At 67.0% G+C, this 15,265-nt stretch carries 17 protein-coding genes; 4 read left to right on the top strand and 13 right to left on the bottom strand.

Annotated features, from left to right (window positions below; all coding sequences use genetic code 11):
* Positions 1–24: 24 nt before the first annotated feature.
* Together AC4ELH_RS07615 and AC4ELH_RS07610 are read right to left on the bottom strand one after the other, a co-directional pair.
* Positions 25–480, bottom strand: a complete 456-nt coding sequence (locus AC4ELH_RS07615) for a nucleoside deaminase (protein WP_064885819.1) — start codon at positions 478–480, stop codon at positions 25–27.
* Positions 477–983 (bottom strand): tRNA adenosine deaminase-associated protein, encoded by a 507-nt coding sequence (locus tag AC4ELH_RS07610; RefSeq protein ID WP_064885821.1) that lies wholly within the window; start codon positions 981–983, stop codon positions 477–479. Before AC4ELH_RS07610 ends, AC4ELH_RS07615 begins: the two co-directional genes overlap by 4 nt.
* A 98-nt stretch (positions 984–1,081) precedes the next feature.
* Here AC4ELH_RS07610 and AC4ELH_RS07605 point away from each other — a divergent pair, with 98 nt between their 5' ends.
* Positions 1,082–2,026 carry a prephenate dehydrogenase gene (locus AC4ELH_RS07605; RefSeq protein ID WP_498884098.1) on the top strand — a complete coding sequence of 315 codons (945 nt, stop codon included), beginning with the start codon at positions 1,082–1,084 and terminating at the stop codon, positions 2,024–2,026.
* Here the strand turns inward: AC4ELH_RS07605 and AC4ELH_RS07600 are convergent.
* Genes AC4ELH_RS07600 through AC4ELH_RS07580 form a run of 5 tightly spaced genes read right to left on the bottom strand, consistent with a single transcriptional unit; the run spans position 1,989 to position 6,043 of the window.
* Positions 1,989–2,576 carry a putative glycolipid-binding domain-containing protein gene (locus AC4ELH_RS07600; RefSeq protein ID WP_064885826.1) on the bottom strand — a complete coding sequence of 196 codons (588 nt, stop codon included), beginning with the start codon at positions 2,574–2,576 and terminating at the stop codon, positions 1,989–1,991. The two genes, AC4ELH_RS07605 and AC4ELH_RS07600, sit on opposite strands and share 38 nt — an antisense overlap.
* Positions 2,573–3,355, bottom strand: a complete 783-nt coding sequence (locus AC4ELH_RS07595) for an ABC transporter permease (protein ID WP_064957386.1) — start codon at positions 3,353–3,355, stop codon at positions 2,573–2,575. The genes AC4ELH_RS07600 and AC4ELH_RS07595 overlap by 4 nt, the downstream gene beginning before the upstream one ends.
* The gene (locus AC4ELH_RS07590; protein WP_064885828.1) at positions 3,352–4,023 is read right to left on the bottom strand and encodes an ABC transporter permease; all 672 of its coding nucleotides are present in this window, start codon (positions 4,021–4,023) and stop codon (positions 3,352–3,354) included. Before AC4ELH_RS07590 ends, AC4ELH_RS07595 begins: the two co-directional genes overlap by 4 nt.
* Before the next feature lie 2 nt (positions 4,024–4,025).
* Complete coding sequence (locus AC4ELH_RS07585) at positions 4,026–5,132, bottom strand: ABC transporter ATP-binding protein (protein ID WP_448446237.1); 1,107 nt, start codon at positions 5,130–5,132, stop codon at positions 4,026–4,028.
* Positions 5,129–6,043, bottom strand: a complete 915-nt coding sequence (locus AC4ELH_RS07580; protein ID WP_498884097.1) for an ABC transporter substrate-binding protein — start codon at positions 6,041–6,043, stop codon at positions 5,129–5,131. Before AC4ELH_RS07580 ends, AC4ELH_RS07585 begins: the two co-directional genes overlap by 4 nt.
* 154 nt (positions 6,044–6,197) lie before the next feature.
* On the opposite strand from AC4ELH_RS07580, the gene AC4ELH_RS07575 reads away from it, so the two are divergent.
* Positions 6,198–6,593 (top strand): LapA family protein, encoded by a 396-nt coding sequence (locus AC4ELH_RS07575; RefSeq protein ID WP_064957315.1) that lies wholly within the window; start codon positions 6,198–6,200, stop codon positions 6,591–6,593.
* A gap of 4 nt (positions 6,594–6,597) precedes the next feature.
* Here AC4ELH_RS07575 and AC4ELH_RS07570 read toward each other — a convergent pair whose 3' ends face one another.
* Positions 6,598–7,620 (bottom strand): phosphotransferase family protein, encoded by a 1,023-nt coding sequence (locus AC4ELH_RS07570; RefSeq protein ID WP_448446234.1) that lies wholly within the window; start codon positions 7,618–7,620, stop codon positions 6,598–6,600.
* Positions 7,621–7,629: 9 nt separating this feature from the next.
* Positions 7,630–8,238 (bottom strand): histidine phosphatase family protein, encoded by a 609-nt coding sequence (locus tag AC4ELH_RS07565; RefSeq protein ID WP_064885899.1) that lies wholly within the window; start codon positions 8,236–8,238, stop codon positions 7,630–7,632.
* Positions 8,239–8,286: 48 nt separating this feature from the next.
* Between AC4ELH_RS07565 and AC4ELH_RS07560 the strand changes: the two genes are divergently transcribed.
* Together AC4ELH_RS07560 and AC4ELH_RS07555 are read left to right on the top strand one after the other, a co-directional pair.
* Complete coding sequence (locus AC4ELH_RS07560) at positions 8,287–9,042, top strand: SDR family NAD(P)-dependent oxidoreductase (protein ID WP_064885840.1); 756 nt, start codon at positions 8,287–8,289, stop codon at positions 9,040–9,042.
* A 60-nt stretch (positions 9,043–9,102) separates the two neighbouring features.
* Positions 9,103–9,849 (top strand): GntR family transcriptional regulator, encoded by a 747-nt coding sequence (locus AC4ELH_RS07555; RefSeq protein ID WP_413784931.1) that lies wholly within the window; start codon positions 9,103–9,105, stop codon positions 9,847–9,849.
* Positions 9,850–9,900: 51 nt separating this feature from the next.
* Here the strand turns inward: AC4ELH_RS07555 and AC4ELH_RS07550 are convergent, their stop codons facing one another.
* The 4 genes from AC4ELH_RS07550 to AC4ELH_RS07535 form a co-directional block, all read right to left on the bottom strand.
* Entirely contained in the window at positions 9,901–11,235 is a 1,335-nt protein-coding gene (locus AC4ELH_RS07550; RefSeq protein WP_498883736.1) for an MFS transporter, read from the bottom strand.
* A gap of 185 nt (positions 11,236–11,420) precedes the next feature.
* Positions 11,421–12,119, bottom strand: coding sequence for a phosphonatase-like hydrolase (locus AC4ELH_RS07545; RefSeq protein WP_064885845.1), 699 nt, complete (start codon positions 12,117–12,119; stop codon positions 11,421–11,423).
* Positions 12,120–12,145: 26 nt separating this feature from the next.
* Entirely contained in the window at positions 12,146–13,282 is a 1,137-nt protein-coding gene (locus tag AC4ELH_RS07540) for a TIGR03364 family FAD-dependent oxidoreductase (RefSeq protein WP_498883734.1), read from the bottom strand.
* A gap of 88 nt (positions 13,283–13,370) precedes the next feature.
* Complete coding sequence (locus AC4ELH_RS07535) at positions 13,371–15,248, bottom strand: alkyl/aryl-sulfatase (protein WP_498883732.1); 1,878 nt, start codon at positions 15,246–15,248, stop codon at positions 13,371–13,373.
* Between the last annotated feature and the right edge of the window lie 17 nt (positions 15,249–15,265).

Raw genomic sequence — 15,265 nt, 5'->3', positions numbered from 1 at the left:
GCGAGCGCGCCAAGCCCTAATCGCTTACCGCTGGGCCGCGAAGAACTCCTCCAGCAGGGCCGCGCACTCGTCGGCCAGGACCCCGCCGACCACCTCGGGACGGTGGTTGAGCCGGCGATCACGGACCACATCCCACAGCGAGCCGACCGCCCCGGTCTTGGGTTCCCAGGCGCCGAACACCACCCGCGCCACCCGGGCAAGCACCAACGCGCCCGCGCACATCGTGCACGGCTCGACTGTCACGGCCAGCGTCGCACCTTCCAGCCGCCACCCGTCGCCGAGCACCCGGGCGGCCTCGCGCATCGCCACGATCTCGGCGTGCCCGGCCGGGTCGCCGGTGGCCTCACGGACGTTCGCAGCGCGCGCCAACTCGGTCCCGTCGGCGGCGAACACCACCGCACCGATCGGCACGTCGCGCGGACCGGCTGTCCGGGCAGCCCCGAGCGCCGCGCGGATCAGGGATTCGTCTGAGGCACTCACCGACCGAGCCGGTCGAGCACCGCCGACAGCTCGTCGGCGAAGCCCATCTCGCGGGCGATCCGCCCGATCTGCTCGTCGGCGTACAGGTCGGTCTCCGACAAGATCACCCCGAGCACGTCCTCGTGCAGACCGATGTCGGACAGCACCGCGAGGTCGCCTTCTTCGAAGGGATCCGAGTCTTCGAGATCCTCTTCTTCCAGGTCAGCGTCCAAATTCTCCAGCGCCTCTGCGGCGATGTCGTAGTCCAGTGCCGCGGTGGCGTCCGACAGCAGCAACCGGGTACCCGCCGGTGCGGGCCGCACGATCACGAAAAATTCGTCGTCCACATCGAGCAGTCCGAACACCGCCCCGGCGCTGCGCAGCTCGCGAAGCTCGGTTTCGGCGGCGGTCAAACTCTTCAACGATGACGACCGCATCGGGGCACACCGCCACCTGCCGTCCTCCCGGACAACGGCCACCCCGAAACCATCGGGCAGGTCTGCCGGTGCACGCTGCGCCTCCATGCCCGCCTACGGTAGTCGCCGACCAGCAATTTTGACAGGGATCACCCTCGGCCCCGGCCGGGTCGGTGTGCCAACCTTGATGCGTGACGAACACACCCGTGTGCGTGTTGGGCCTCGGTCTGATCGGTGGCTCGCTGATGCGCGCCGCTGCCGGGGCGGGCCGTGAGGTCTTCGGCTACAACCGGTCGCTGGAGTCCGTCGCGGCCGCCAAGTTCGACGGGTTCGACGCCACGGCGGACCTCGACGAGGCGCTGCGCCGGGCGGCCGACTGCAACGCGCTGATCGTGGTGGCGGTGCCGATGCCGGCCCTGCCGCAGATGCTCGACCGCATCCGCAGCACTGCACCCCAGTGCCCGTTGACCGACGTGACCAGTGTCAAGGGCGCGGTGCTCGCCGAGGTGGCACAAGCCGGCCTCCTGCAGAACTTCGTCGGCGGGCATCCGATGGCCGGTACCGCGCACTCCGGCTGGTCGGCCGGTGATGCCACGCTGTTCACCGGCGCCGCGTGGGTGGTCAGCGTGGACGACCACGTCGACGCCGGCGTCTGGTCCCAGGTGGCCCAGCTGGCCCTGGACTGCCACGCCGTCGTGGTGCCGGCCCGCTCCGACGAGCACGATGCCGCCGCGGCCACGATCTCGCACCTGCCGCACCTGTTCGCCGAGACCCTGGCCGTGATCGCCGGAGAAGTTCCGCTGGCCTTTGCCCTGGCCGCCGGATCATTCCGCGACGGCACCCGGGTGGCGGCCACCGCACCGGACCTGGTGCGGGCCATGTGCGAGGCCAACGCCGACCAGCTGCTGCCCGCGCTGGAACACGGCATCGAACTGCTGACGCGAGCCAAGGAGACACTGGCGGACACGGGTTCGGTGGCCGATCTGGTCGAGACCGGGCATGCCGCGCGGATGCGCTACGACAGCTTCAGCCGCCCCGAGATCATCACCACGGTGGTCGGCACCGACAACTGGCGGGCCGAGCTGGCCGCCGCCGGACGAGCCGGCGGGGTGATCAGATCCGCTCTGCCAGTCCTGGGTAATCAAGGATGAAGCCGTCGGGATCAACCGTGATGGTGGTGTCGGCGACGGGCGAGCGCAGTTTCACCGCGGCTCCGGGCCCCGGGCTGCTGTAGCTGATGTTCGCGGTCTCCACCGACAGGTCCGGCAACCGCACGTAGACCACCGGCAGCGTCACCGACTCCGCGCGTTGGTGCAGGCCCGTCCGCCGGATCGGCAGCGCGTTGAAGAACGGGCTGAACACGAGATCCACATCGAGCGCACCGCCGAAGTCCGAGCGCTTGGTCTGGGTGTGATCCTGCACCAGCCACATGTTCTCCTCATCGCGGGCGATGGAGAGCTGGCGTTCCCGCTCGGCCAGCGTGACAGTCAGAGACAACCGCTTGGTGGCGCCGGTCTCGTCGGTGACCAGGTCATAGGAGGCCGAGAAGGCCGGGTGGGAATCGGTGGAAGCCGCCACGATCCGGCCATAGGCCTTGATCCTGTTGCCCGACAGCTGAACCCGAGCGGATTCCATCCGGGGTTCGTCGTGCGCCCGCCAGGTCAACACTGCTGGCCAGGCACGATCCTTCTCGTCGCTCACCCGTCTACCGTATGCGACGACGCGCGGCCTTCGTAGCCGAGTCCGGAACTCCCCGCCGGACGCGACTCGAGCGCCACCTCGTCGCCGAGCAACGGCTGCGGAATCCGTCGTCGACCTCCCAAGCGGCCACTACCGGGTACCGAGAGCCACACCGCGAACGCCAGCGCGGCATCGAGAATCAAGGCCAGCGCCGTCACCATCAGCGCACCCACCAGCGCGATGTGGAACTGCCGCACCTTGATGCCGTCGATCAGATACCGGCCCAACCCGCCGAGACTCGCGTAGGCCGCCACCGTCGCGGTCGCCACGATCTGCAGCGTCGCGGTTCGCAGACCGCCGACGATCAACGGCAGCGCGTTGGGCACCTCGACCCCGAACAGCACCCGCCGCTCCGTCATGCCCATCGATCTGGCCGCGTCCACCACGGCGGGATCGACGTTCGCGATCCCGGCGTAGGTGCCGGCCAGCAACGGAGGAATGCCCAGCAGCATCAGGGCCACCGTCGGCGGCACCAAGCCGAGCCCCCACAACAACACCCCGAGCAGCAGCACGCCGAGCGTGGGCAGGGCGCGCAACGCGTTGACCCCGGTGACGACCAGGAAGGTGCCGCGCCCGGTGTGCCCGATGAGCAGGCCGACCGGGATCGCGATCACCGCCGAAGCCGCCACCGCGACGACGGTGTACTGCAGGTGTTCGACGATGCGGGCAGTCAACCCTGCGGGCCCGGCCCAGTTGGCGGCGGTGAAGATGAAGTCGAGTGCCTGTTGCAGAAAGTTCATGCTGCCGCCTTGGCGCGCGTGGCCCGCGGCGTTCGAGGCGTGCGATTCCACGGCGTGATGGCCTTGCCGGCCAACATGATCAAAGTGTCGATGACGACGGCCAGCACGAAAATCGCGATGATCCCCGCGATGATCTGGTCACTCTTGTTGGACTGATAGCCCTCGGTGAACCAGGTGCCGAGGCCGCCGATGCCGATCACCGAACCCACCGACACCATCGAGATGTTGGTGACGGCCACCACCCGCAGCCCGGCGATCAGTACCGGGATGGCGAGCGGAAGTTCCACCTTGAGCATCCGCACCCACGGTCGGTAGCCGATCGCCGTTGCCGCGTCACGCACCTGATCGTCCACCGCGTCGAGCGCCTCCGGCACCGCCCGCACCAACAGCGCCGTGGTGTAAAGCGTCAGCGCCACAATGACATTGGCCTCGTCCAGGATGCGGGTCGGGATGACCAGCGGCAGCACCACGAACAACGCCAGCGACGGGATGGTGAAGATGATGCTCGCGGTCAGGGTGGTCAGCCGCCGCAGCGCCGTGGTGCGTTGAACCGCCGCGCCCAACGGCACCGCGATCAGCAGCCCGAGCACGATCGGCACCAGTGACAACCGCAGATGCACGATGGTCAACACCCACAGGTCGTCGAGATGGTTCAGCAGATACCGCACGGCTACCCCAACTCCGGGACGCGGCGCTGCTCCTTGAGCGCGTCGAGCACGTCGTCGGCGCGCACACCCCCGAGGAGCCGGCCTTCCTCGTCGACCGCGACACCGAGACCGCTCGGTGACGAAAGCGCGGAGTCCAGCGCCTGCCGCAGGGTGCCGTCGGGCGGAAAGAACGACCCGCCGCCGATGGTGCTGTCGTAGAGCTCATTGCCCTTGCGATGCACCTCGACCCCGTCGGCATTGATCCACGCGAACGGCTTGCCTGATTTGATGACCAGCCGCCACTGACCCGGGCTCAGGTCGAGCGCGTCGATGTCGTCCTCGTCGATGTGTTCGATCTCGTGCAATGGCAGTCCGCTCGCGTGAAAGAACTGCAGTCCGCGGTAGCCACGGTCGGCACCGACGAACGCCGATACGAGTTCGTTGGCCGGATTCGACAGCACAAAGGCAGGATCGGCGTATTGCAGTAGCGCCCCGCCGCGGCCGAACACCGCGACCTTGTCCCCGAGCTTGACCGCCTCGTCGATGTCGTGCGTGACGAACACGATCGTCTTGCGCAATTCGCTTTGTAATCGCAGGATTTCGGCCTGCAGGTCCTCGCGGACCACCGGGTCCACCGCACTGAACGGCTCGTCCATCAACAGGATCGGCGGGTCGGCGGCCAACGCGCGGGCCACCCCGACCCGCTGCTGCTGCCCGCCGGACAGTTGTGCCGGATACCGGTCGGCAAGTTTCGGGTCGAGCCCCACCCGTTCCATCACGCCGATCGCGGCCTTGCGGGCCTTGCGCCGGGATTCGCCCCGCAGCACGGGCACGGTCGCGACGTTGTCGACCACCCGCAGATGGGGCATCAGGCCGGCGCTCTGGATGACGTAGCCGATGCCGAGACGCAGCTTGACCGGATCGACCGTGCTGATGTCGTCCCCGTTGACGGTGATGGTGCCCGAGGTGGGGTCGATCATCCGATTGATCATCCGCATCGAGGTGGTCTTACCGCAGCCCGACGGACCGACGAACACCGTCAGCGTGCCTTGCGGCACTTCCAGATTGAGATTGTCGACGGCGACCGTGCCGTCCGGGTACTGCTTGGTGACGTTCTCGAAGGTGATCATTTGATCACCCGCCGATCGAATCCGTTGTCCCTGATCCACTTTTCCGCCGCCTCGTCCGGATCGACGCCGGCATTGCCCTCGACCGCGGTGTTCAACTCGATCAGGGCCTCGGTGGTGAGCTTGGCCGACACCGCGTCGAGCACGGTCTTGAGTTCATTCGACATCTTCTGCGAGGCCACCAGTGGAACGACATTGGCGGCCAGGAAGACGTTCTCGGGATCCCCCAGAGGCACCAGGTGGTACTGCTCGATCGCCGGTGAAGTGCTGAAGATGTTGGCGGCCGTGACGGCGCCACTGTTGAGGGCTTGAACGGTGGCCGGACCGCCACCGTCACTGATCGCGACGAAATTGACGGGCGCGATGTCCAGCCCATACCGGGACTTCAGGCCGACCAGTCCGGTCTGACGGGTTTGAAACTCCGATGGTGCACCGACTTTCACCTCAGGCGAATGCGCAGCCAGATCGGCAACGGTCTTCAGGTTCCAACGCTGGGCGGTCTCGGCGGTGACCGCGAGGGTGTCCTTGTCTTCAGCCGGTGACGGATACAGGATCGACAGGTCGCCCGGCAAGGCCTTGAACAGCGCGATCAGCACCTGGTCCGGAGTGGTGGCAGTGGCCTGGGCATCGAAATACTGCAGGAGATTCCCGGTGTACTCGGGGATCAGATCGATCGAGTGGTCCTGCACCGCAGGCACATACGTCTCGCGGCTACCGATACCGAACTGCCGGCGGATCTGAAAGTCATTGGCCTCCAGAGCCTGGGCATAGATCTCGGCGATGATCTTGGACTCCGGGAAGTCGGCCGACCCGACGGTGATCGACTTCAGGTCACCCGAGATCGGCCCGCCGCCCAGCGGATTGGAGCTTCCGCAGGCCACCGCCAGCGGAACGATCAGGGCGAGCAGGGTCATCGTGATTGCCAGGGTTTTGCGCTGCACAGGCGCATCCTTTCGGCGACGGCGGCGGGACGATCAGCCTCTGACGACCCTAACGGCACACCCGACATGCCGCCGCGCTTTACCTCATGGTGTTTGCTTTGCCGCCATGACGGGCAAAGATGTCAGTATGACCAGCGATCCGTCTGCATCGCCCGATCTGCCTGAGCCGACGCCGAATGTTCCGGTGACACCGACTCCTGACCCAGGCAAAGTCCCCGATGCCGGCAAGCCCCCCGCCAAGTCAGGTAAGGCCGCCGAGCCCAAACTGACCCGCGCCGGGGCCCTGTGGTCAGCATTGATCCTGGGTTTCCTGGTGCTCATCGTGCTGCTGATCTTCATCGCGCAGAACACCGAGCCGGTCCCGATGACGTTCCTGGCCTGGCACTGGTCGCTGCCGACAGGCGTGGCCATCCTGGGCGCTGCGGTGGCCGGCGGATTGCTGACCGTCGCCGCCGGATCGGCGCGAATCTTCCAGTTGCGCCGCACGGCCAAGAAGAACTTCAAGGCCGCGCAGCGCGACTGACTCGTCAGCCGATAGCGCGTAGGCCCGAGGCGATCGCCGGGGCCACCGCCTCGCCGACACTCGAACCGCCGGGCGCCTCAGAGCCTTGGCGTGCACGGAAGTCGATACCCGCGGCGATGATCGCTGCCTTGAAGTACGCCAGCGCCATGTAGAAGTCCCAGTGCGCCAGGTCCTGGCCGGACTGCACCGAGTAGCGGTTGGCCAACTCGTCGGCCGACGGCATCTGCGGTGAACTCCACGCCGCTTCCATGCTCAGGATCAGGTTGAACATCGGGTCGCGGTACACGCACATCAGCGCGGCGTCGCTCAGCGGGTCGCCCAGCGTGGAGAGCTCCCAGTCGAGCACCGCGAGGACCTTCGTCGGATCCTGCGCGTCCAGGATCGTGTTGTCGATGCGGTAGTCACCGTGCACGATCGAGTTGCGGCTCTGGGCCGGAACCGAATCCGCCAGGGCCTGATGCAGGCGCTTGACGTCGTCGTCGCGGGGGTCGTCGGGCAGCCGGACCAGGTCCCACTGCGAACCCCAGCGACGTACCTGCCGTTCCAGGTAGCCGGCGGGCTTGCCGAAATCGCCGAGACCGACGGCCTCGGGATCCACCGCGTGCAGGTCGGCCAACACGCGGATCAGGGCGTCGACGCTGTCGCTGATCACGGTCTCGTCACCCAGCTCGGCAAGCTCAGATGCGCTGCGGACCACCCTGCCGTCCACGTTCTCGACCATCTGGAACGGAGCACCCAACACGGAGTCGTCATTGCTCATCGTCACTGCCCGGGCGACCGGTACCGCGGTGCCGGCCAGCCCCGCCACCACCTTGTACTCGCGGGCCATGTCATGTGCGGACGGGGTCAGACCGTGCAGCGGCGGACGGCGCAGCACCCAGGCGGACTCGTCGTCGCACACCCGGAACGTCAGGTTGGAACGGCCACCGGCGATCAGCTCGGCGCGGAGTTCACCGCTGCGGGCGATGCCCTCCGAGCGCAGATGCCGGTCCAGGGCGCTGAGGTCGAGACCCTCCAGATTTGTCACCGTCACTGTTTACCACCGGACATTTCGAGGCAGCAGGTCCCATACGTGTTCGGTCCCGTTGACCGAGGCGACGGCCAGCTTGCCGGAGCGCGACGACAGCAGCCGGGTGACCGAGGCGTAGTCGACGTGGAACGACAGCAGCCGCTGGGTCTGCAGGATCTGGTGCAGCAGCACGTTGATCACCCCACCGTGGCTGAACACCGCGACGGTGCCGTCATGGTCACCGGCCTCCACCAGGTCCTCGACCGCGGCGCCGATCCTGGCCATGAACGCGTTCTCGTCCACGCTGCTGGGCAGGTGACCGTTCACCAACCGCGCCAGCTCCTCGGGGTTCTCCTTGGCGATCTCCTCGATCGGCACATAGTGCGACATGTCGCGGTCGTACTCGGCGAGCCGCTCGTCGACCTCGACCTGCAGGCCCAGCTCCTTGGCGACCGGTCCCGCGGTCTGGATCGCACGCCGCTGCGGGCTGCTGACGAGCCGGCTGACGGGAAAGCGAGCCAGGGCGGCGGGCAGCCGCTGCGCCTGGGCGATGCCTTCTTCGGACAGGTCGGGATCGGACCCTTGACCGGGCTCGCTGCGCAGCGGTAAAGCATGTCGGACCAGAAGCAGTTGCACCGTGTCACCATAGGGCCGCGGTGTAAGCCGGCCGGAGAGGGTCATCACATGGGATATGCCGACGAGTTGTTCGACCTCACCGACCGGGTGGTCCTGGTCACCGGCGGCAGCCGCGGGCTGGGCCGCGAGATCGCGATGGGAGCCGCGCGGTGCGGCGCCGACGTGGTGATCGCCAGCCGCAACCTGGACTCATGTGTGACCACCGCGGAGGAGATCAGCGCGGCCACCGGTCGCGCTGCCCTGCCCTATCAGGTGCACGTGGGCCGGTGGGACCAGCTCGACGGTCTGGTGGACGCGGTGTATGAGCGGTTCGGCAAGGTCGACGTGTTGGTCAACAACGCCGGCATGTCACCGCTGTACGAGTCGCTGGGCTCGGTCAGCGAGAAACTCTTCGACTCGGTGTTCAACCTGAATCTCAAAGGGCCGTTCCGGCTTTCGGCCCTGCTCGGTGAACGCATGGTTGCCGACGGCGGCGGCACGATCATCAACGTCAGCTCATCCGGCTCGCTACGGCCCGACCAGTACATGCTCCCCTACGCCGCGGCCAAGGCCGGGCTCAACGCCATGACCGAAGGGCTGGCCAAGGCGTTCGGTCCGACCGTGCGGGTCAACACCCTGATGGCCGGGCCGTTCCTCACCGATGTCAGCAAGGCCTGGGACATGGCCGGCGAGCCGTTCGCCCACCTCGCCCTGCAGCGGGCCGGCAACCCTCCCGAGATCGTCGGGGCTGCACTGTTTCTGATGTCTGATGCGTCCAGCTTCACCACGGGATCGATCCTGCGGGTAGACGGCGGCCTGCCCTGAGCAGGGCGCGGTAATGTAGCGCGGGTAGCAAACTTGTCATGACACCCTGACCGGAAGGTGATGCGGATGGCGGGGCCCGTTTCGCGCCACGAGCACGTCGCCTCCGAACTGCGTCAGCGCATCAGACGCCGCGACTACGCCATCGGAGCGCCCCTACCCACCGAGAGCGCGCTGTGCGCCGAGTTCGACGTGTCGCGCGGTCCGGTGCGCCAGGCTCTCGCGACGCTGAAGAACGAGGGCCTGATCCGGGTCTCGCGGGGCAAGCCGGCGGTGGTCCGCAGTCATGACGCCACCCAGACCCTGGACACGTTCACGCCGTTCACCCAGTGGGCCGAGCGTGCCGGGCGCGTCGCGGGCAACCGCACGATCGAGGTGGCGCGCCGCCGTGCCTCCGAAACCGCCATCGAGGCATTGGGTTTGACGGCCGACGACTTCGTGGTCGAGGTGTTGCGTGTCCGCCTGCTCGACGGCGAACCGGCGATGATCGAGCGCAGCACCTTCATCGAATCCGTGGGTTCCCTGCTGTTCGAGTTCGATACCGACTCCGGGTCGATGACCGACTATCTGGCCAGCCGTGGCGTGTACTTCGACTCGATGGAACACGTGCTCGACGCGGTCGCCGCCGGACCGGACGACGCCGCGAATCTCGGGATCGCGCCGGGCAGTCCGTTGTTGCGGGAGCGACGAGTCTCGCGGGACCAGCACGGCGTCGTCTTCGAGTGCGCCGACGACCGCTACCGGCCCGACGTCGTCACATTCAGCATCGTCAACGCCCGCACCAAGTTTTCCTCCGCCGAACAGACGTGAACGCACCCCAAACCGGGTGATTTGGGGTGCGTTCACGTCTGCTCGCGGGAATCAGTCCGCGGCGGGCATCCGATTCCAGTGCGGGATGAGCAGCAACGCGGACAGCAGTGCGGCGCCGGCGAATCCGTAGAACAGCGTCGAGGTGCTCACGTAACCGGGCAGCAGCCCACCGAGGATCGCGCCGACCGAACCGCAACAGTTGATGAAACCGGCCGCGGTGCCGGCGTGCTTGGAAGTGCCGAAGTCGACCGCGGCGACACAGGAGATCATCGCGTCGGCGCCGTACACGCTCAGGCCGATCAGCCCGAGCACCACCACCATGACCCAGGCACTGCCGGTCGCGGTCAGCGGACCGAACAGCGCGAGCACCGCCACCAGGATCCCTAGACTGATCACACAGGCGGGCACGCGTCGCGCACTGAACACGCGGTCGGAGATCCGGCCGAGCAGGATCGGGGCGATCACGCCCGCCACACCGAACGCCACCGGGATGGTCACGGCCTGGAATTTGTCACCGTCGACCAGACGCTCCGCGACGATCACCGGCCCCCACAGCAGGATCGCGTAGCGGGCGGGCTTGAGCAGGAAGTACGACGCGCCAAGGGTTCTCACCATACTGTCACTCAGCACCACCTTCAGCGACTCCCGCCACGACGGGGTCGGTTCGGCGACCGCCTCGGCCTCGGGCGACTCGTCGAGTTCGACGCCCTCCCGGGCATCCTGGGCAGCGCGGTACTCCTCGATCGGCGGCAACCCGACATCCTGCGGCCGGTTGCGCTGGAACAGCAGCACGAGCACGAACACCCCGACCACGATGGCCGCCCCGGTGAAGAACGCCGCCCGCCAGGTGCCGAACACGTCGTAGGCGGCCCAACCCAGAATCGGTGCGGCCACCAGGCCACCGAATGCGTAATTGGTGCTCCACAATCCGAGAACCCGACCCCGTTCTCCGATCGAGAAGAACTGGGCCATGTTGCTCAGCGTCGGGGACCAGCCGGTGGACTGGGCCAGGCCCTGCACGATCATCAGCGGCAGCAGGAACACCAGCGCGGGCAACAGCCCCATGAAGACGGTGGCGATCGCCGATATCGCGAGACCGCCGAGAATGACCACCCGCGGGCCGAAGCGGTCGGAAACCTGCCCCCAGACGAACTGCCCGGCCGCATACGCCGCGAGGTAGGCGGCATCGAGGTTGGCCAGGGTGCTCTTGGTCAGGTGCGTGCTCAGGATCGGGTCTTCGAGGATGCCGAGCTTGGCGACAGAAAAGGCCTGCCGGGTGAAATAGAAACCGGCGTAAGCGATCCAGGTGACGGCGAAGATCTGGAACCGCCAGCGCTTGTAGCGCGGAACGATCGTGGTAGGAGCGGGAATCGCGGTTTGGGTCATGAGATTGCACCTCTGGTGGGCGTGCTGCAGGCATGCGGTGTGCTGACGGGCCGGGGCAGATTGCCGAACGAGTGTGGCCGAACGTCAAAGGCAGGTTTCTCTTGCGAGAACGGTGCAGAGGGGGCGCGGCGGTCGGGAGGCGCGGCCTGCGACCGACCGCCGCGGGGGCGGTGGAGGGTGGCGGACTACCGGAGGGCTGCCACCAGAGCGGGGAGATCGGCGACGCTGTCGAGGATGTGGGTGGCGCCGGCCTCGGACAGCTGAGCCCGGTTGTGGGCTCCGGTCAGCACGCCGATCGAGGCTCGCGCGCCGGCACGCAGCCCACTGATGACGTCCGAGGAGGAGTCGCCCAGCACGATCATCGAACGCACCGAATCGGTTTCGGTCTGCATCAGCGCGGTCAGCGGCATGTCCGGGTACGGCCGGCCGCGGACGCCCGGGGACGGACACAGCACCACGTCGGCCAAGTTGTGCCAGCCCAGGGCATTGATGATGGCCGACTGGGTCTCATGGGCGAACCCGGTGGTCAGCGCGGTCTTGATACCACTGGAGCGCAAAGATGTAATGACATCTTCAGCACCGGGGATCGGGCTGCAGTTACCCTCGGAGACCAGCTGGGCGTAGCAGCGTTCGAACTCCTTGTTGGCGGCCTGCGCCTGTTCCTCGTTGCCCTTGGCCAGGTGCCGGAAGACCACGATCTTGGACTGGCCCATGGTGTCGGAGACGTAGCGCAGCATCTCCTCACGGTCGGCGTCGGTCTTCGACAGACCCGCATGACTGTCGGCGGCCAGGAACGACTGCTGAACCAGCCCGCTGTCCTCGACGGTGGTGCCGGCCATGTCGAAGACGACGAGGCTGATCGGATCAGTTGCTTTGGTACCCATTGGTTTATCCCTTCGGTTTGGATCGTTCAGACGGTGGCGGCGAGCCGGTCCAGCGCGTTGCAGACGCCGGCGTGGGCCAGGCCCATGCTGGTGGTCATGCCGATACCGGTGGTGACGGTGACGACGTGGGTGCCCTCGATGGGCTGCTCGATCAGGAACTCCTGCCCGGGCGCCGAGGTGTATACGCCCTGCCAGCGCTCGGTCACCTCGATGTCATTGACGCCGAACAGTTTCCGGGCCTCGTCGAGCAGGACGGCAAATCCCTCTTCGGACTGGAACGGAGGTGCGGAGATGTCGCGATAGTGGGTGTCGCCGATCAGCAGTGAGCCGTCGGGCTGCGGGGTGTACATCTGATGCAGGTCGATCGCGAGGTAGTCGGGGTGCTCGGCGCGCAACCGATCGGCGACGGCCGGCGTGCTCGGGAGCCCCTCGAATCCGGAGTATCTCAGCAGCGACCAGCCGGTGAACAGTGGTGCGGGCAGCGCGAAGGCCAGCGGCAGCCGAGCCCGCAGCATGTGGAGCCGGCAGCGCAGCAGGCCGTCACGTTCGGCCAGCTCGGGGAACAACCGGTCGACGTCGTAGTTGACGGTGACGAACGTCGTGCCCGCATGCAGCGGCCCGCGCGGGGTGTGCACCACGCCGGGTTCGAACCCCGAAGCCGCGGTACGCCAATGGAAGTCGACGCCCTCGGATTCGAGCCACCGAGCGATCGACGGGGCGGCGGTACGCGGATCGACCTGTAGATCATTCGGCAGGTACATGCCGCCGGTGACATCGGTCGGCACCACCGGGATCTTCTCGAGGAGCAGCTCGCGGCTCAGTAGGCGCACCTCGCCGTCCTCGCGGGTGGTGGCGAACTCATCCATCACCGCGAGCTCGTCGTCGTGGCGGGCGACGCAGAACGTACCCGACTCGGCCGACCAGAACCCCGCCTTGCGGGACAGGTCGAGCCAGTGTTGCCGGCCGTTGCGGGCGTAATCCCGCGCGACGCCGGACTGCGCGGTGATGCAGGCGTGGCCGAAGTTCTGGACCGACGCGCCGACGACACCGTCGGCGTGATCGACCACGGCGACGCTCAGTCCCCGCTGATGCGCGTGATAGGCGTGCGCCAGGCCGACGATGCCTGCACCCACGACCACGACGTCGTAGCTGTGTTTTCCCATGCGGACACTGTGGTCCACATCACCGCAACTTGTCAATACAAGTTACGAGTTTTTACCTCGTGTCTATATATGTAAAGTTCTGTTCACCTCACGGCGTGACGATGTTGAAGTCCGGGTCGGGTCGGTCCAGAGCGGCCAACAGCGACGGCAGGGCGTCGGTGTCACCGGTGACCTCGAGGCCCGGTGACGCGGCGTCGCCGGTGGCGAAGGCCAGCAGTCGCAGCTTGTTCGCCAGCTTCACGGTGGTCAGCGCACTCGCCGCGTCGGCGTCGGCCTTGCGGTAGACCAGCACCCCGTTGCGGACCGTCACGCGGTAGTTCGTCGCTGTGTCGAGGAACGTCACGTCGACGGCCAGGTCGAGATCCCAGGCCCGCGGCCCGTTGAGGCTGATGGCGAGGACGTCGAACATCTGCTCGGGACTCAACTGGGCCAGCATCGTCGGCGCGGTGACCTGCCCGACCGTACCGAACTTGCCCTCACGCAGCTCAAGAGCGCCGGAGAGGAAGTAGTTGCGCCACGTGGCGTTCTCCGAACCGTAGGCGAGCTGTTCCAGCGTGTCCGCATAGAGCGCGCGGGCCGCGGCGTGCTCGGCATCGGTGAACATCACATGATCCAGAAGTGTTGCCGCCCAGCGGTAATCACCTTCATCGAAGGCCTTGCCGGCCAGCTCGACAACCCGGTCAGGGCCGCCAATCGCGTCGACGTAGCGCGGTGACAGCGCTTCGGGCGGGTGTGGCCACAGGCGGGCCGGGTTGCCGTCGAACCAACCCATGTAGCGCTGGTAGATCGCCTTGACGTTGTGATTGACCGAGCCGTAGTAACCGCGGGCATGCCAGGCCCTCTCCAGCGCGGGCGGCAACTGGAACTGCTCGGCGATCTCGATGCCGGTGTAGCCCTGGTTGAGCTGGCGCAACGTCTGATCGTGCAGGTACGCGTACAGATCCCGTTGCAGCGAAAGGAATTCCACGATCCGTTCCCGGCCCCATGTGGGCCAGTGGTGCGAGGCGAACACGACGTCGGTCCGGTCGGCGAAGGTGTCGATGGCCTCGGTGAGATACCCGGCCCAGCCGTGCGGATCACGTACCAGAGCACCGCGCAGGGTCAGCAGATTGTGGAGATTGTGGGTGGCGTTCTCGGCCATGCACAACGCGCGGAACTTCGGGAAGTAGAAGTGCATCTCGGCGGGCGCCTCGGTCCCGGGCGCCATCTGGAACTCGATCTCGACGCCATCGATGGTGTGGGTCTCACCGGTGCGGCAGATGTCGATGGTGGGGACGATCATCGCGACCTCGCCAGTGGACGTGCTCTGGCCGAGCCCGCACCCGACCTGGCCTTGCGGCCCGCGGTCCAGCCGCCCGCCGTATTGGTAGGTGGCGCGACGGGTCATCGCGGTGCCGGCGTAGACGTTCTCCTGCACCGCGTGTTCGACGAATCCCTCGGGCGCCAGCACCGCGACCTTGCCCGCATCGACGTCGGCCTGGTTGGTGACGCCGAGGACTCCGCCGAAGTGGTCGCCGTGGCTGTGGGTGTAGATGACCGCGACCACGGGCCGGTCCCCGCGATGCTCGCGGTACAGACCGAAGGCCGCCGCGGCCACCTCGGTGGAGATCAACGGGTCGATGACGATGACGCCGGTATCGCCCTCGATGAAGCTGATGTTCGAGATGTCCAACCCGCGCACCTGATAGATGCCCTCGACCACCTCATAGAGGCCCTGCTTGGCGCACAGTTGCGACTGGCGCCAGAGGCTCGGATGCACCGACGGCGGCGCCTCACCTTCGAGGAAGGCATAGACGTCGTTGTCCCACACCACAGTTCCGTCCGCCGCTCGCACCACACACGGGTCGAGCGCGGCAATGAAACCGCGGTCGGTGTCGTCGAAATCGCGCGTGTCCTCGAAAGGCAGGCTCATCAGGTGCTCGCGGTGGGCGGCGTCGATGACGGCGGCCGGTGGCTTCTGCTCCATACCGACGAGCCTGCCAC

The sequence above is a fragment of the Mycobacterium shunyiense genome (assembly GCF_058270075.1).
Note: the sequence above shows the minus strand (reverse complement) of the source record. Positions and strands in the feature narration are given on the sequence as shown.